12 protein-coding genes and 1 pseudogene are annotated in these 16169 nt (G+C 74.4%); 3 read left to right on the top strand and 10 right to left on the bottom strand.

Annotated elements, in window-relative coordinates:
• Positions 1-100 precede the first annotated feature (100 nt).
• The gene (locus IH61_RS0138045) at positions 101-1141 is read right to left on the bottom strand and encodes a VanZ family protein (RefSeq protein ID WP_031078643.1); all 1041 of its coding nucleotides are present in this window, start codon (positions 1139-1141) and stop codon (positions 101-103) included.
• 188 nt (positions 1142-1329) lie between these two features.
• Here IH61_RS0138045 and IH61_RS0138040 point away from each other — a divergent pair, with 188 nt between their 5' ends.
• Positions 1330-1734 (top strand): YccF domain-containing protein, encoded by a 405-nt coding sequence (locus IH61_RS0138040; protein WP_031078642.1) that lies wholly within the window; start codon positions 1330-1332, stop codon positions 1732-1734.
• A gap of 60 nt (positions 1735-1794) precedes the next feature.
• Here IH61_RS0138040 and IH61_RS0138035 read toward each other — a convergent pair whose 3' ends face one another.
• From IH61_RS0138035 to IH61_RS0138005, 7 genes are all read right to left on the bottom strand, one after another.
• Positions 1795-3408: an AMP-binding protein gene (locus IH61_RS0138035; RefSeq protein WP_031078641.1), complete on the bottom strand. Its 1614-nt coding sequence runs from the start codon at positions 3406-3408 to the stop codon at positions 1795-1797.
• Positions 3409-3558: 150 nt separating this feature from the next.
• Positions 3559-3795 (bottom strand): chaplin, encoded by a 237-nt coding sequence (locus IH61_RS0138030; protein WP_031078638.1) that lies wholly within the window; start codon positions 3793-3795, stop codon positions 3559-3561.
• Positions 3796-3974: 179 nt separating this feature from the next.
• Positions 3975-4259: a hypothetical protein gene (locus IH61_RS0138025; RefSeq protein ID WP_031078636.1), complete on the bottom strand. Its 285-nt coding sequence runs from the start codon at positions 4257-4259 to the stop codon at positions 3975-3977.
• Positions 4256-6826 carry an Hsp70 family protein gene (locus IH61_RS43650; RefSeq protein WP_051838701.1) on the bottom strand — a complete coding sequence of 857 codons (2571 nt, stop codon included), beginning with the start codon at positions 6824-6826 and terminating at the stop codon, positions 4256-4258. Before IH61_RS43650 ends, IH61_RS0138025 begins: the two co-directional genes overlap by 4 nt.
• Before the next feature lie 30 nt (positions 6827-6856).
• On the bottom strand, positions 6857-7582 hold the full coding sequence (locus tag IH61_RS0138015) for a nucleotide exchange factor GrpE (RefSeq protein ID WP_031078632.1): 726 nt from the start codon (positions 7580-7582) through the stop codon (positions 6857-6859).
• Entirely contained in the window at positions 7579-8004 is a 426-nt protein-coding gene (locus tag IH61_RS0138010) for a hypothetical protein (protein ID WP_031078629.1), read from the bottom strand. The genes IH61_RS0138015 and IH61_RS0138010 overlap by 4 nt, the downstream gene beginning before the upstream one ends.
• A gap of 161 nt (positions 8005-8165) precedes the next feature.
• Positions 8166-12239, bottom strand: a complete 4074-nt coding sequence (locus IH61_RS0138005; RefSeq protein ID WP_031078628.1) for a hypothetical protein — start codon at positions 12237-12239, stop codon at positions 8166-8168.
• Between the two features lie 243 nt (positions 12240-12482).
• On the opposite strand from IH61_RS0138005, the gene IH61_RS0138000 reads away from it, so the two are divergent.
• Positions 12483-14267, top strand: a complete 1785-nt coding sequence (locus IH61_RS0138000) for a protein kinase domain-containing protein (protein WP_031078626.1) — start codon at positions 12483-12485, stop codon at positions 14265-14267.
• Positions 14268-14348: 81 nt separating this feature from the next.
• Here IH61_RS0138000 and IH61_RS0137995 read toward each other — a convergent pair whose 3' ends face one another.
• Positions 14349-15254: a S41 family peptidase gene (locus tag IH61_RS0137995; RefSeq protein ID WP_031078623.1), complete on the bottom strand. Its 906-nt coding sequence runs from the start codon at positions 15252-15254 to the stop codon at positions 14349-14351.
• Positions 15255-15311: 57 nt separating this feature from the next.
• On the opposite strand from IH61_RS0137995, the gene IH61_RS0137990 reads away from it, so the two are divergent.
• A complete protein-coding gene (locus IH61_RS0137990; protein ID WP_234327513.1) occupies positions 15312-15818 on the top strand; it encodes an ArsR/SmtB family transcription factor in 507 nt (168 codons plus the stop codon).
• Positions 15819-15899: 81 nt separating this feature from the next.
• Here the strand turns inward: IH61_RS0137990 and IH61_RS42150 are convergent.
• Positions 15900-16169, bottom strand: a pseudogene (locus IH61_RS42150) (heavy metal translocating P-type ATPase); the annotation flags it as partial.

Here is a 16169-nt window from a genome sequence, read left to right as displayed (position 1 = left end):
GCGCCGAGCGAAGCGCCGAGCGAAGCGCCGAGCGAAGCGCCGAGCGAAGCGCCGAGCGAAGCGCCGAGCGAAGCGCCGAGCGAAGCGCCGAGCGGGGTGGTTACCGGGCCTGGGTGTCGGCCGAGAGCAGGTGGCCGGTGCCGGAGACGGTGACCGTGAGGGTCAGCGGCGGCCGGCCCGGACCGGCGGGGCGGTGGTAGGTGAGGGTGCGGGCGGTGTCGCTGACGGGCAGGGGGGTGACGGTCGGGGTGAGGCCCGTGATGCGGTCGCCGAACCAGATCTGGGCGAAGTCCGCGCCCGCCGCGACGACCTGCTCGGGCGGGAGGACGAACCCCGTCACGGCGCCGTCCGCGGCGGCGGAGAGCAGGCTCCCGGTGGACGCGTCGATGCGGAAGGTGCCGCGATCGGTGGTGACGGACGTGACCGGGGGCGCGTCGGCCGCCTCGGGTCCGGTCCTCGTCGCGCTCACCCGGGTGTTCGGTCCGAACAGCCCGTCCGCGACCTCCTGGGCCCGCACGATGTCCTCGGACGGCGGGGCGTGGAAGCCCGGGTCCCCCCGGTCGATGCGGATGCCGAGGACGAGGACGAGGCCGACCGCCCCCAGCCCGAGGCCGCCGACCAGCAGCCCGTGCCGCAGGTCCCGCAACGTCCTCCCGGGGCGGCGCCCGCGCAGCAGCAGCCATCCCACCCCGAGCAGGGTGCCGGTCAGCGCCCCGGCCGCGTTGTCGAGGAAGTCGGCGGCGTCGCAGGCCCGCCCCGTGCCCAGCAGCGTCTGCGCGACCTCGGTGACGCCCAACAGCACGACCAGACCCGCCAGCCCGGTCAGCGGCCGCCGGAAGAGCAGGACGGTCAGGAACGCGGGCGGCGCGAACAGCGCGATGTTCATCAGCCCCTGCTGGCCCGTCAGGTCGGACCAGACGGACGAGCCGATCGCGCAGTACGGCGTCCCGGAGTAGCCGGACCGCACGGGCGTGAGCGTCACCGCCGCCTCCCCGGCCAGGCTCACCGCCCACAGCACCGCGACGGCCGCCGGCCGCCCGCTCCGCCGGGCCCACCACCAGGCGCCGGCCCCGAGCAGTACCCCGAGGACGCCGAAGACCGGGAACAGGAGGGGGGTGCCGTTGAGGGCGGCTTCTGTCATCTGGGATTCCAGTCAGGAGAGTTGACGGAACGGAACGGTCCGACAGTCAAACAGACGCACACGACCCGTTCCAAACCGACGCCCCCGACTCTCCCCCCGGATCCGTCCCCTAGGGGCGTAGCGGAAGGCGCCGACGGGCATTCCACGGGCGTAGCAGTGACCTCGGGAAGCATGAGAAGGTACGGACCATGAAGCCGCTCCAGTTCATCCTCAACATCATCTGGCTGCTCTTCTGCGGCATCTGGATGGCCCTGGCCTACGTGCTCGCCGGGCTCATCTGCTGCGTGCTGATCGTGACGATCCCGTTCGGCATCGCCTCGTTCCGGATCGCCGGGTTCATACTGTGGCCGTTCGGGCGGACGACGGTGGAGCGGCGGGACGCCGGGGCCGGGTCGTGCGTCGGGAACGTGATCTGGTTCGTGTTCGCCGGGTGGTGGCTGGCGCTGGGGCACATCCTCACCAGCATTCCGCTGTTCCTGTCGATCATCGGCATCCCCTTCGGGTGGGCCAACCTCAAGATGGTGCCGCTCTCCCTGGCGCCGCTCGGCAAGGAGATCGTCGACACCGACCAGGCGTGGGGCGCCCGGTACTAGGAGCAGGAGACGACGGCTGGCGGGGCAGCAGCCCTCGCCGGCCGTTCATGTGTGGGGGGGTCAGAGGCCCAGCAGGCGGGCGGACTCCTCGCGCATCTGGACCTTGCGGATCTTGCCGGTGACGGTCATCGGGAACTCGTCGACGATGTGGACGTAGCGCGGGATCTTGAAGTGGGCGAGCCGGCCGGTGCAGTAGGCGCGCACGTCCTCGGCGGTGAGTGGGTCGGCGCCCTCGCGCATCCTGATCCAGGCCATCAGCTCCTCGCCGTACTTGGGGTCGGGGACGCCGATCACCTGGACGTCGAGGATGTCGGGGTGGGCGTGGAGGAACTCCTCGATCTCGCGGGGGTAGAGGTTCTCGCCGCCGCGGATGACCATGTCCTTGATGCGGCCGGTGATGGCGAGGTAGCCGTCCTCGTCCATGACGGCGAGGTCGCCGGTGTGCATCCAGCGGGCGGCGTCGACGGCCTCGGCGGTGCGCTCGGGCTCGCCCCAGTAGCCGAGCATGACGGAGTAGCCGCGGGTGCACAGTTCGCCGGGCTCGCCGCGCGGGACGGTGCGGCCGGTGGCCGGGTCGACGACCTTGACCTCCAGATGCGGTCCGACGCGGCCGACGGTGGAGACGCGGCGCTCCACGGAGTCGTCGGTGCGGGTCTGGGTGGAGACGGGCGAGGTCTCGGTCATGCCGTAGCAGATGGACACCTCGGTCATGCCCATCCGCCCGATGACCTCCTTCATGACCTCGGTCGGGCAGGGCGAGCCGGCCATGATGCCGGTGCGCAGGCTGGTGAGGTCGTAGCGCTCGAAGTCGGGGTCGGCGAGTTCGGCGATGAACATCGTCGGCACGCCGTACAGCGAGGTGCAGCGTTCGGCGGCGACGGCGGCGAGGGTGGCGCCGGGTTCGAAGGCGGGGGCGGGGATGACGGTGCAGGCGCCGTGGGAGGTGGCGGCGAGGTTGCCCATCACCATGCCGAAGCAGTGGTAGAAGGGCACGGGGACGCAGATGCGGTCCTGCTCGGTGTAGTCGAGGAGTTCGCCGACGAAGTAGCCGTTGTTGAGGATGTTGTGGTGCGAGAGGGTCGCACCCTTGGAGAAGCCGGTGGTGCCGGAGGTGTACTGGATGTTGATCGGGTCGTCCGGCGCCAACTCCGCCTCCCGCTCGGCGAGTCGGGCCCGGTCGGCCAGGCGTCCGGCGGCGGTCACGGCCTCCCACTCGGGGTGGCCGATCAGCAGCACCCGTTCCAACGCGGGGCAGCGGGGCCGGACTTCCTCGATCATCGCCGCGTAGTCGGAGGTCCTGAAGCGCTCGGCGGCGACCAGCAGCCGGATGCCGGACTGCTTCAGCACGTACTCCAACTCGTGCGAGCGGTAGGCCGGGTTGACGTTCACGAGGATCGCGCCGAGCTTGGCGGTGGCGTACTGGGTGAGCGTCCACTCGGCGCAGTTGGGGGCCCAGATGCCGACGCGGTCGCCCTTGGCGATGCCCAGCTCCAGCAGCCCGAGGGCCAGCGCGTCCACGTCGGCGCCGAGCTGGGCGTACGTCCAGCGGCGGGCGGTGGGGCGGTCGACCAGGGCGTCGCGCTCGGGGAAGGCGCGCACCGCCCGGTCGAGGTTCTCCCCGATGGTGTCGCCGAGCAGGGGGGCGTCCGAGACTCCGGAGGAGTAGCTGCGCATGGTCGGCACTGTGGTGGGGCTCCTTCGGCGGCGCGGGGACGGAGTGACCATGGTCGCGTTCCGGACCGTCGGCCGCCACCCCCGAACAGGGGTGCGGACACGGCGCCGGGGCCGCCCGCCTGGTTCGACGGACGGCCCCGGCGCGCGGGGTCAGGCGTTGATGCAGGTGTTGCCGAACGCCGGGTTCAGAGCGCCGATCACGTTGACGGTGTTCCCGCAGATGTTGATCGGGATGTGGATCGGGATCTGAATCTGGTTGCCGGACAGGACACCGGGCGAGCCGAAGGCGATGCCGTTGGCGGTCGCGTCGGCGGCGGCGGTACCGGCCCCGGCGAGGACGCACACCGCGGCGACGGCGGTGGCGGCGAGGGTCGTGCGAATACGCATTGCGTCACTCCTTGTGAGGGTGGCGAGAATCCGTGTGACGATCACACTCGCCCCCGATCACAGCGGACGGCCTGCGCGCCACGCCGGGATTGGGCGAACGGCGGGCGTGTCGCCCCGCCCCCGTCCGCCCTGCCCGCCGGCCGCCCCCGCGCCGCACCACCGGCCGCGCCGTCGGCGACTCAGCCCAGCGCCGCCAGCAGCGACCGCGCGGGTGCGAGCCCCGGCTCGGCCGCCAGGGCCCGGCGCAGCAGCACCCTCGCCTCGGAAGCCTCCCCCGCTCGCAGCGCCTCCAGGGCCGCGTTGTAGTCCATCCGTCCGGAGTAACGCAGCCGCACCAGCGCCGTCAGGTCCTCCCCGCAGGAGGGGCAGCGCAGCGACGGCGGGGCGAGCGGCACCCGGCAGCCCGGGCAGGACACCTCGACCGGCTCGACGGTCCCGTTCGGCTCGACGACGACCTCGCTCATCGCGGCCCCGCCTCCTCCGGACGGACCGGGCCGAGCGACTCGGCCGCAGGCTCCGCGCCCAGTTCCCTCTGCGCCTGCGCGTACAGCTCCAGCAGCGACGACATGTGCCGGTTGACCTCCTCCATGTTCGGCGCCTCCACCGCGTCGTCCAGACCGCGCAGGTGCGCCATGATCCGCTGGGCCAGGGCCGGGGAGACCATGTTCTGCGTCACGTAGACGTTGCACATGGTCAGCATCCGGAAGGTGTGCCCCAGCGAGTCGCACAGCTCGTCCGCCCGCTCGGCCGCGCGCATCGCGCCCTCCCAGTCGGCGGCCTCGCGGCGCAGCCGCAGGTCTGCGGCCACCGACCGCAGCCGGTCCAGGTCGCTCGGGTCGAGGTGCTTCTCGCAGTAGTGGATGAACAGGCTCAGGTACGCCTCCGAACCGCGCACCCAGCGCTGTGCCTTGAGCTGGCGCTGCGCCCGCTCCAGCGCCTCGTCCACCGACCCGCCGCGCGACTGGCCGGCCGCCAGGTCGTCCAGGGTGTCCATCAGCCGCTGCGCCTCGCGCTTCTCGGCCTCGGTCAGCTCGCTGCCCCACTTGTCGGTGAAGGACTCGATCTGCCGCTGCTGCTCCTCGACCTGGACCTTCAACTCCGGGTCGAGGGTGGCGCGTTCGAGCTTGACGGTCTTCTCCGAACCGCCCTGGATCCGCACCGACAGGGTGATGGTGCGGTCCCGGTCGAGACCGAAGGAGACGTCCACCGGGATGCGGCCGCCGAGGCTCTCGGGCAGGCGCAGGGTCAGGTGGCCGATCAGCTCGTTCTGCTGGGCGATCTCGTACTCGCCCTCGTAGACGGCGACTTCGAGCCGCTGGCGTCCGCTGCCGGAGACCACGAACTCCCGGCTGACGGGCGAACTCGTCGGGTAGCTGGTGTTCTTGGGGATGATCACGGCGAGCCGGCCGTCGTTCAGCTCGATGCCGAGGTTCTTCGGCGTGATGTCGAACGGGTTGGTGACCTGCATCAACTCGCCGCAGCCCGTGCAGACTTCGCTGCCCGGCGGGTTGACGGTCGAGCAGTTGGCGCAGCGCAGGCCCACGTCCTCGGCGGCGGTGGAGGCCACCCGGGTGTTGCCGGCGGCGGCCGAGTTGAGCGGCTCGCCGCACAGCTCGCAGGCGGTGACGCCGGGGGCCGAGGGCGTGCCGCAGCGCGGGCAGTTGTCGCCGTGCACCACGGCGGTGGACTGCGCCTGCTTCGGGATGCTCGCACCTCCGCCGCCCGAACCGCCCAGCTCCTGGCCGCACTTGGGGCAGGAGGAAGCCTCCGCGTCGACGGGGAGGTGGCAGCCGCCGCAGGAGATGCGGGCGCCGCCGAGCAGGGAGGTCGCGCAGTTGGCGCAGTTGGAGGCGGAGAGGTCTCCGGGCGCCCGGCACTCGGGGCACTCCACCTCCCCGACCAGCGCGGACTGCACGGCCGCGCCCAGCGCCACGCACTGCATCGGGTTGACGCCGCGCCGGATGCGGCGCGGGCCGAACACCTCGCCCAGGCGCCGGGCGACCAGCGGGATCGCGGTCGAGCCGCCGACCAGCACCACCTCGTCGATGTCGCCCACCGTCAGATTGGCCTGCATGATCGCCTTGTGGGTGAGCTCGATGGTGCGCTCGATCTGCGCCTCGATCAGCTCCTCGAACCGGGCCCGCTCGAACTCCGTCTCCAGCACCAGCTGCCCGGCGCCGAGGCCCGGCAGGATCACCTCGGAGGACTCCTGGTTGGACAGCTCGATCTTGACGGTCTCGGCGGTGGAGGCGATCTTCGGGCGGTCCCGCAGGTCCGGCTGGTAGTCGGAGCCGTACTCCTCGCGGATGTCCTCCAGCAGGGCCGTGGTGATCGCCCGGTCGAAGTCGTCGCCGCCGAGCAGGTTGTCGCCCTCGATGCCCAGCACCGACACCGAACCGGGCACCAGCAACAGGATGGAGATGTCGAAGGTGCCGCCGCCGAGGTCGTAGACCAGCACGGTCCTGCCCTCGTCGCCGGTGTCGCTGGTGATCCCGTACGCGAGGGCGGCCGCCGTCGGCTCGTTGATGACCCGCAGCACGTGCAGGCCCGCCATCCGGCCCGCCTCCTGGGTGGCCGCCACCTGCCGCTCGCCGAAGTAGGCGGGCACGGTGATCACGGCCCGGTGGAACGGCTCGCCGAGGCGCTGCTCGGCGTCCTCCTTGAGGCGGTGCAGGATGATCGCGGAGATCTCGATCGGGGTGTACGAGCGGCCGTTGAACCAGACGTTGACGTCGCCGTCCGTGCCCGCGGTGACCTTGTAGTCCACCTCCTTCAGGGCCGCCTGGACCTGCGGGTCCTTGAACTTGCGGCCCATGAAGCGCTTCACCGAGCGGATCACGTTGGCGCCGTCGATGGCGATGCGGCTGCGCGCGGTCGAGCCCACCAGCAGCTCGCCCTTGCGGCCGCTGCCGACCACGGAGGGCGTGCCCTCCTGGTTCTGCCGGTTGAAGATGATCTCCGGCTCACCCCGGCGCAGGTGCGCGACCACGGAGTTGGTGGTGCCCAGGTCGATGCCGAGTGTGCGGTACATGTCGTTCCCCTCTTGCCCCTCGTGGTCCGGCTACTTCTTGTGCTTGCGCTCGGCCCGCGAGCGGGCCCGGGGCTGGGCCCGCTTCGGCCGCGCGGGGGCGGCGGGCTGCTCGGGCGCGGCTTCGGGCTCGGCCTCGGCGACGGGCTCAAGCTCGAGCTCCACGACGGGTTCGGCCTCCGCGACGTGCTCAGGCTCGGGCTCCACGACGGGCACGACCTCGACTTCGACCTCGGCCTCAACTTCGGCCTCAACTTCGGCCTCGACGCCGGCCTCCGGAGCCGCCACCACCACCTGGGCCCGGCGCAGCACCTCGTCCTTCCAGAAGAACCCGGTGACGACCGTCCGCACCACCGTCTCCGGCGCGACCCCGGGCCGCACCTCCGAGCCGACGATCTCCGTCACCCGAGGGTCCGCCGCCATGCCCTCCAGCCGCATGGGCCGCACCTCGGCCTTGGCGAGCCGCCCCAGCAGCCGCCGCCGGGTGGCCTCGATGCCGTCCCCGCGTCCGAGCGCCACCAGTTCGCGGTCGAGGGAGAGGGCGGCGAGCGCGTCGTCCACCTCCACGAGCACGCCCAGCAGTTCGCGCTGCTCCTCCCTGGCCTCGCGCTCGGCCCGCTTCATTTTGCCGTCCAGCAGCGAGGCGCGCAGGAGGAGCCGGGAGAAGTGCTCGGCCAGGTCGACGCCCTCGATCCCGGGCGGTATCTCGAGCGGCTCGCGGCCTTCGAGCAGGGCGTCGGTCGGTGGTGCCTCGGTCATTCCGGTACCTCGATCTGCGGCAGGACGGACAGGTCGGCCGCGTAGCGGGCGGGGACGGGTGGTTCGGGTTCGGCGCCGGCGGGGGCGGGTTCGGCGAAGTCGGCGGCGAGTTCGGCGCGGTGGAGGGCGAGCAGTGCGGGGGCCGGCGGCTGGGCGGGGCGTTCGACGACCAGCAGCGGCTCGGCGAGCGCGGGTGCGAGCAACTCGGCGGCCTGGTCGACGGGTTCGGGCGGCAGGGGCTGCTGCAGGTCGACTTCCAGCCGCTTGTCGGGGTTGCGCAGCAGCGCGGCGGCTTCCTGGATCTGCTGCCGGGTGTGGCGGGCCGCTTTGATCGCCGGGCCGACGGCGAGGTTGATCTCGCGTACGCCGGCGGTGAGCGGGATGCCCAGGATCTCGTACGGCGACGGTTCGTGCAGTGGCATGACGGGCGGTCTCTCTCCTCACGGCGGCGGGCGCTTCGTTGGGCGAACTGCGGTCAACTGCGTTCAACTGTGTTCAACTGCGGTCGACAGAGGTGGAGTCGGGCGCGGGAACCCTTACTGGGACGACGGCGGGTGCGTGCGCGGTTGCGATCCGCGCAGGGTCAGCGCAGGGCGTTGATCCGCGCCTGGAGGGCGCGCAGTTCGAAGTCGGCCGGGTTGTGCTCCAGGGCCTGCTGGGCGGCGTGCCTGGCCACGATGAGGCTGCGGACGTTGGCTGCCTGGACGGCCAGGGAGCTGAAGACGACGGCGAGTTCCTTGTGGAGCTTCGCCGCGTCCTCCGGGCTGTCGGAGAGTTCGAGGGCCTCCTCCAGCAGCCGGATCGCCTCGACGTAGCGGCGCGCCTCGTAGTGTCCGATCGCCTCACCGCGCCAGACGCTGACCATCAGGCGGCGTACGTCGGACGAGTCGTCGTAGGACTTGGCCATCTGGAGCATGGCCGCCTGGAGGGCGAAGGAGTCGTCCTGCATGGCGTCGAGCACGTGGTTGGCGAGCATGACGGAGATCCGGCGCGCGGCCTCGCTGGGGACGTCGCCGTCCCATTCGGGGTCGGCGCGCAGGGATTCGGTCATCCGGGCGAGTGCGCGGGTGCGGTCGCCGGTGAAGGCCGCGGTGCGGGCGAGGATGCGCAGGACGAAGGCGAGGCCCACGCGGTGGTCGGGGTCGGGGTTGAGGGCGATGAGTTCGCGCCAGCACTCGGCGGCCTCCTCGAGTTCCGCCTCGGGGGCGTCGGGGCGGCTGAGCTGGCCGGCCCGGTTGTTGAGGGCGGCTTCGAGGAAGTGCTGGGCGGTGAGGTCGCCGGGGGTGAGCTCCATGCTCTTGCGGAGCAGGCCGATGGCGCGCGGGTAGTCCTTGTCCTCGTTGTTGATCTTCCGGGCCCACTGGGCGTAGGTGGCGCCGAGGTCTCCGCGCACCTCGGGGTCCTCGGGGGCCAACGCGTGGGCCTTCTCCAGGAGTTCGGCCGCTCCCTCCTGGTCGTCGACGGTGCTCTTGAGCAGTGCCCGGGCGGCGCGGACGCCGGATTCGGCGGCGATGGCGGCGGTGTCGGCGGGCAGGGTGAGTCCGGGGAGGGCGGCGGCGCGGGTGAGGCAGTCCAGCGCCTCGGTCCAGTCCTGGTGGCGGTGGTGGCCGCGGGCCTGGCCGAGGAGGCAGTCGCCGAGCAGGGCGTGCCAGGCGGGGCCTCGGCGGTTCTCGGGGACGGCGTCGAGGGCGGTGACGGCGGCGGCCTGGCGGCCCTGGAGGAGCAGGTAGCGCTGCGGGCCGAGGTCGTCGAAGAGGGCGAGGGCGCGGGTCAGGGCCGGTGCGTCGGGGGCTTCGGGGCGGCGGAAGGTCCGGACGGCCTGGGCGAACCAGGCGCCCCAGTCGGCGAGTTCGGGCTCGCGGCGCAGCAGGCCCTCCAGGGTGGGGCCGATGGCGAGGGCGCGGGAGGGGCGTCCGGGCACGGCGATGCGTACGTCCCACTGGGCGAAGACGTCGGCGCTGTACGCCTCCATGCCGAGGAGCAGCGTCCAGGCGGTGACCTCGTCCCCGCTGCGCCCGGCGGTGCGGTCGAGGGCGCGCAGGTCGTCGCGCAGGCGCTCGGTCAGGGCGGTGCGGGCGGCGGCGAGGCGCTGGGGCTCGGGGGTGCGGCCGGTGGTGCGGGCGGACTCCGTCCACAGGTCGGCCTGGTGGAGGGCGGCGGCCAGGCAGCCGAGGGTCCAGGCCCAGGTCTCGTCCGTGCCGTTCGTGGCGGAGAGCCGGTAGCCGGCCAGACCCGTGGCGTGCAGCAGCCGGGGGTGGGCCGGGTCGCGCAGGAGGAGGGCGCGGTAGGCGTCGAAGGCTTCGCGGTGGCGGCCTTCGGCGGCGTGCTGGTGGGCCTCGTGCTCGGCGAGCAGGCCCAGGGTGGCGGCCGCCTGGGGGTGGTCGGGGGCGACGAGGACGACCTGGCGCAGGTCGGCGGCGGCCCGTCCGGGGTGGTTGTCGGCGAGGGCGGCCCCGGCGCGGCGGACGAGGACGGCGGCGCGGGCGGCGCCGGCCTGCTCGGGCAGGTCGGCCAGCGCCTCGTCCAGGCGGCCGAGTTCGGCGCGCAGGAGGGCGAGGTCGAGGCGTACGGGCGCGGCGAGGGGGTTGTCGGCCGGGGGACCGTCGGCCAGCGCCTGGGCCCAGGCGGCGAGGACGGGTTCGGCCTGCGCGGGGGCGCCGGCGCGGCGGGCGCAGTCGAGGACGGCGCGCAGCGCGGGGGCGGCGCAGGGCAGGCAGCGGGGTGCGGCGCCTGCGGGGGCGTACAGGTGGGTGGCGCCGGCTTCGCGTCCGCAGCCTCCGCAGGCGGCGCCGTCGCCCGTGGCCGGGGCGGGGCCGCCGGTGGCGGTGAGGAAGTGCCGGTACCAGTCGAGGGCGCCGCTCCAGTTGCCGGCCCGTTCGGCGAGCAGGGCGCGCAGCCGGGCGAGGGCCGGGTCGCCGTCGGGGGCGGGGGTGAGCGGGGCGAGGAGGGAGACGGTCTGCACCGGGCTGCCGCTGAGCAGGGCGGCGGCGGCGAGGTGGTAGCGGTCGCGCAGGCCGGTGGCGGCGTCCAGCAGCGCCGCGACGGCCCGCGCGTCGCCGCCGGCCAGGGCGAGGGCGGCGCGCAGCCGGGCCTGGCGGTGGGTGCGGGCGCCGGGCAGGGTGTCGGCGAGGGTGAGGGCGGCGGTGGCCTGTTCGCGCTGCTCGGGGTGGTCGCGGCCGGTGACGAGCAGGTGGGCGGCCTCGCGCAGGGCGGCCTCGCGCAGGTTGACGCGGTGGCCGGGGGCGGCGGGGTCCTCGGCGGCGGCCTGCTGCCACAGGGTGCGGGCGGCGGCCGGGTCGGTGGCGAGGCGGGTGCGGGCGAGGCGGTCGCGGGCCCGGGCGCGGTGGGCGCGAAGCTCGTCGTCGTCCAGGGACTGCCAGCGGGTGAGGGCTGCGGCCGGGTCGCCCTGGCGGGCGCGGGCGAGGCCGTGGTGGAAGGCGGCGATGCGGGCCCAGCGGGTGCCGGGGTCGGTGTCGGCCTCGGTGCGCAGCAGCGGTTCGGCCTCGGCGTCCTGCCCGGCCGCGAGGAGGGCGGCGCCGAGGCGGACGCGGGCGGGGCGCCAGTCGGGGGCGTGGGTGAGGCCGGCGCGGTAGTCGGCGGACGCCTCGGCGGGGCGGTCGGCGCGCTCGTGGACGAGGGCCAGGCCGAACCGGGCCGGGGCGAAGGCGGGTTGGAGGGCGAGGGCGGCGGTGAACTCGTTGCGGGCCTGGTCGTCGGCGCCGAGCAGCAGGGCGAGGCGGCCGAGGGCGTAGCGGGGCCGGGGGTCGTTCGGGTTCTCGGCGGCGGCCGCGGCGAGGTCGGCCCAGGCGGTGTCGGTGGTGCCCATCCGCTGCCGGGCCAGGCCGCGGAACAGCAGGCTGTCCGTGCGCAGCGCGGGGCCGCGCCCCCAGGGGGAGGGCTCGCCGGGGCCTCGTCGGAGGGCCTCGTCGAAGGCGGTGACGGCGGCCTCGTCGCGGCGCAGGGTGTACAGGTCGGCGCCCCAGCGGAACCAGAGTTCGCCGCTGCCGCCGGGGGCGGTGGCGGCGAGCAGCTGCTCGGCCTCGGCGGCGCGGTCGGCGCCGCGCAGGTAGGCGGCGCGGGCGAGGACGGGCCAGTCCTGGCCGGGCAGGGCGTCGAGGGCGCGGCCGGTGGCGTCCTCGCGTATGACGGGGTCGCCCTCGCGGCAGCGCTGTTGCAGCCAGGCGCGGACGCGGGCCGCGGCCTCGGACTCCTCGCCCGGTTCGGCGCCGGCGGCGGTGGCCCGGAGGAAGGCGAGCACGGGGGCGAGGTCGCCGCTGCCGGCCGTGCCCTCCTCGGCGAGTTGGCGCAGCGCCCGGCGGGGCATCAGCCCGGCGGGGTCCGTGAGCAGGGGGAACGCCTCGCGGTGGAGGGCGAGTTCGGCCTGCTGGTCGCCGGTGGGCGCGGTCGCCTCGGCCTGTCCGAGCAGGGCGAGTCCGCGCTGCGGGCGCAGGGCTTCGGGTGCCTGGGCGAGCCGGCCCGCGAGGCGGGCGTAGCGCCGCCTCGCCCGGGGCGCGTTGCCGGCGGCCAACTGTGCCGCGGCGGCGGCGAGTTCCCTGGCCACCGCCTGGGCGTCGAGCGCCCGCCTCCGGCGGACGAGCACGAAGGCCACCGCACCGGCCAGCGCCAACGCCACGATCACCACAACCGCGAGCCCCATGTACCGCCCCCCACTGCGCTCGGAAGTCACCTCACCCCATGATCAACAGGCCCCCGTGGACCATGGGTTGACGTCCGGTTGACGTCTGTTCGTGATGTTGCCTCGTGATGTTGCTCGGGCGCCATCAGAATAGGCCCTCCACCCGACAGGCGGGCAGGATCGCGCACTATCCTGGTCAGCGCACCAGCGGCACATCGTCAGTGGTGAAGAGGCGTCGGGGGTCGTGTGTCCGGTTCGCGTTGGGTGGCCGGGCTCCGGTTCGGCCCGGAGTTCGACCCCGAACAGTACGAGCTGCTGGAGTTCCACCACCGGGGCGGCGAGGCCGAGGTGTGGCGCGCGGTGCGTACGGGCCACAGCGGGCTCAAGGAGCTCGTCGCGGCGAAGATCATGCTGGAGCGCGATCCGTCCGAGGTCCGCCGCTGGCTGGGGCGCTGGGACGACGTGTCGCACAACGCGCACCGGCTGGGCATCACCGACCTGGTGGTGCCGAGCTTCCTGCTCGGACCGGCGCCGCACCGGCCCGGCGCGGCGCCCACGGGCGGACTGCTGGGGTACCAGATCTCGCCGTGGGTCGAGGGCGTGCCGCTGCACACCTGGGCGCGCACCCAGCGCGGTGGGGCGACGGCCGCCGCCGAGGTGCTGGCCCGGCTGTGCCGGATCGTCGACGAGCTGCACCGCAAGCGCTGGGTGCACCGGGACATCTCCCCCGCCAACGTGCTCGTCGACGGGCAGGGGCAGGTCAAGCTGATCGACCTGACCTTCCTCGCCCCGCTCGACCACGCCCTGACCGTCGCCGTGTTCACCCCCGGGCACGTGCCGCCCGAGGCCGAGCAGGTCGGCGGCTTCCCCACCACCGCCAAGGACCTGTTCGCCGTCGGCACCCTCGCCCGCACCCTGCTGCTGCCCGACCACGGCCGCCTCGACCACCGCCTCGCCGTGGAGCAGGCCCGCGCCGAACTCCTGGCGGCGGGCTACGCCGAGGAGCTGGCGCACTGGGCGTGCGAGCCGCTGGCCCGCGAGCCGCAGCGCCGCCCCGCCCCACTCGGCCCGTGGGCGGCGCGCGGGCGGGAACTGCTGCGGGCCCACCGGCCGGTGGCCCGCACGGCGGGCCTGGCGGTGCTGCCGGACCGCTCCGGCCGCCCGCTCGTGGTCACCGGCGGCGCGCATGGCAGCGGCACCACGCTGGCCGGCCCCGGCCGTACGGGACTTCGCGCGCCGTCGGGCCAGGGCCCGGGATCCGTACGGGAGCTGGTGGCGGGCCTGGCAGGGCGGCAGGGAGAGCTGGTCGTCTGCGCCGAGGACCACGCCGGCACCCTGTGGGTCGGGACGGCGGCCGGCTGGTGGGAGGCGGCGCGCGGGGTGGCCGGACTGGCCGGCGCCGTCGACTCCGCCGGGGAGCTGACCGCCTGGACGGCCGCGGGCGGCGCCCTGCGCTCCTACCGCTGGGCACCCGGCCTCACCCTCACCGGCCAGGAGCACCCCGGCTGCCCCGCCGACCGGGTCCTCGCGGCGGCCGAGGAGCGGCCCGGCGCCTGGCTCGTCCTGGTCGAGCACCGGGAGCAGGTGTACGGCTGGCGCCCCGGCGCGGGCGAGCCGCCCGCCCCGCTCGGGCCGCCGGGCACCCTGCGCGCGGGGGCGCTGGCCCGTACCTCCGCCGGCCCCCAGGCGGCCACCCTGCGCACGGACGGCTCGGTGCAGCTGCACCGCCTGGGACCGCCGGGCACGGACGGCGTCCCGCGGGGCCCCGAGATCGGCGACGGGGAGCCCGCCCTGGACCTCGCGATGGCGGGCCACCGGGGCGGCCCGACCGTCGCCCTGGCCGGCGAGGGCGGCGTACGGCTGCGGCTGCCCGCCGGCGGCGCCTCGCGCAGGGCCCGCTGGTGGCGGCCGACGCTGCGCCCGGCGACGCGGGTGGCACTGGCGATGGGCGACGACTGGCGGCTGTGCCTGGCGGCGGTCGTGGAGGGCGAGCTGCAGGTGTGGCAGGAGGACGCGGCGTACCGGTGGCAAGCGGTGGGGCTGGGGTAGGGGGGCGGGGACTACGTCCGTAGTATCACTACGTCCGTAGTGCCACTACATCCGTAGTCGCCACTGCTTCTGTCGTGGCAACTACTTCTGCAGTGCCAGGGACAGCGCGCGCTCCAGCGCCGCCCCGGCCTCGCAGGGCACGTCGGGCAGGACGCCGGTGCCCTCCCAGTTGGTGCCCGACACCGGGCTGACCCCGCGGGCGACCGGCACGCTGAGCTCCAGGTGCGGGTGCACCGTCCAACCGTTGCGCGGGTGCGCGCCGCCCCGGGTGGCCTCCCCGACGATCCGGGCGCGCCCGAGCTGCTGCAGGTCGTAGGCGAGCTCCTCGCCCGCGGAGAAGGTGTCGGCGCTCGTCAGCACGTACAGCGGCTTGGTGCCGCCGAAGCGGGCGCCCGGGACGTACGCGGCCGACCAGGACTGCTCGGCCACCGCGCCCTGCTTGGAGAGCATGGTGATGAGGTGCGTCCGGCGGTCGAGCAGGTAGCCGCAGACGAAGGCGACCGTGCCCGGGTCGCCGCCGGTGTTGCGGCGCAGGTCCAGGATGAGGGCCTCGGCGGGGGCCACCAGGGAGAGCGCGGCGGCCAGCGGCTGAGCGGCCCAGTCCAGCGGGAACATCTTGGGCCCGATCTCCAGCAGCGCGACGCCGCCCTCGAGCAGTTCCACGCGCGGCACACCGCCCAGGGAGGTGTCGAAGTCCCTGCGCATCGCGGCGAGCACCGCCGCGCCCCGCTCGGCCGGCACCGGCTCCTCGTGGTGGTGGACGGCCAGGTGCTGGTCGCCGTTGACGGACCGCAGGTCGGCGGTGACCTCCTCGGCCAACTCCTCGGCGGTCCCGGCCCGGTAGGCGCCCTCGGCGGCGCGGCGGCGCAGCAGGTCCGCCAGGTCCCGGGCGATGTCGGGGAAGACGTAGTTCTCGCGGACCAGGTCGGCTATCGACTCGACGACGGCGACGGTGTCCAGCGCGGGCGAAGAAGTGGTGGAGGTCATGGGAGGGAGTAGACCAGCGGCTTGCCAAAGCGTCAAACGTACTTAACGCTTGATCGGGTGAGCCACCCACCAGACGAGAACGTCCAGCGGATCAGCACCCCCGCCCAGCACACCGCACTCGCCCACCCCATGCGCCAGCGCCTGCTCTGGGCCCTGAGCGCCCGGCCGTCGACGATCAGCCGGCTCGCCGCGCAGCTGGGGGCCAACAAGGGCAGCGTCTCCCACCACCTCGGGGTGCTGCACGAGGCGGGGCTGGTCCAGCACGCGGGCACCCGGACCGTACGCGGCGGCACCGAGAAGTACTACCGCCGCACCGCCGAGCGGCTCCAGGTCGACGAACCGAGCGCCGAGGGCACGGCCGCCCTGTTCGGCGCCGTCGCCCAGGAGCTGGACCGCTCCCCCGCCGACCACCTCCTGACGCTGCGCCACATCCGCCTCACCCCGGCCAAGGCGGCACGGCTCGGCGAGGCGCTGGCCGCGCTGGTCGACGAAACGGAGGAGGACGGGGAGGGCGAGCCGGTGCACGGCCTCCTGGTGACGCTCTACCAGCAGGCGGGGGCGTAGCCGAAAGACACGGCCGAGGCCCCGGAACCCTCGTTCGGGGTTCCGGGGCCTCGGCGTTCCGCCCGCAGCGGCAGCCGCTGCTCAGCGGAAGCGGCGCAGCCTCAGGCTGTTGCCGACCACGAAGACCGAGGAGAAGGCCATCGCGCCTCCCGCGATCATCGGGTTGAGCAGGCCAGCCGCCGCCAGCGGCAGAGCCGCGACGTTGTAGCCGAAGGCCCAGAACAGGTTGCTCTTGATGGTGCCGAGCGTCCTGCGGGAGAGTCGGATGGCGTCGGCGGCGGTGCGCAGGTCGCCGCGGACGAGGGTGAGGTCGCCGGCCTCGATGGCGGCGTCGGTGCCGGTGCCCATGGC

Origin of the sequence: Streptomyces sp. NRRL WC-3742, from assembly GCF_000720635.1 — a bacterium.
Lineage (GTDB): Bacteria > Actinomycetota > Actinomycetes > Streptomycetales > Streptomycetaceae > Kitasatospora.
Note: the sequence above shows the minus strand (reverse complement) of the source record. Positions and strands in the feature narration are given on the sequence as shown.

Coding starts and splice junctions, on each gene's coding strand:
- IH61_RS0138045 (WP_031078643.1), bottom strand. CDS start 1,141: ATGACAGAAGCCGCCCTCAACGGCACCCCCCTCCTGTTCCCGGTCTTC.
- IH61_RS0138030 (WP_031078638.1), bottom strand. CDS start 3,795: ATGCGTATTCGCACGACCCTCGCCGCCACCGCCGTCGCCGCGGTGTGC.
- IH61_RS0138015 (WP_031078632.1), bottom strand. CDS start 7,582: ATGACCGAGGCACCACCGACCGACGCCCTGCTCGAAGGCCGCGAGCCG.
- IH61_RS0137995 (WP_031078623.1), bottom strand. CDS start 15,254: ATGACCTCCACCACTTCTTCGCCCGCGCTGGACACCGTCGCCGTCGTC.
- IH61_RS0138040 (WP_031078642.1), top strand. CDS start 1,330: ATGAAGCCGCTCCAGTTCATCCTCAACATCATCTGGCTGCTCTTCTGC.
- IH61_RS43650 (WP_051838701.1), bottom strand. CDS start 6,826: ATGTACCGCACACTCGGCATCGACCTGGGCACCACCAACTCCGTGGTC.
- IH61_RS0138005 (WP_031078628.1), bottom strand. CDS start 12,239: ATGGGGCTCGCGGTTGTGGTGATCGTGGCGTTGGCGCTGGCCGGTGCG.
- IH61_RS0138035 (WP_031078641.1), bottom strand. CDS start 3,408: ATGCGCAGCTACTCCTCCGGAGTCTCGGACGCCCCCCTGCTCGGCGAC.
- IH61_RS0138010 (WP_031078629.1), bottom strand. CDS start 8,004: ATGCCACTGCACGAACCGTCGCCGTACGAGATCCTGGGCATCCCGCTC.
- IH61_RS0138025 (WP_031078636.1), bottom strand. CDS start 4,259: ATGAGCGAGGTCGTCGTCGAGCCGAACGGGACCGTCGAGCCGGTCGAG.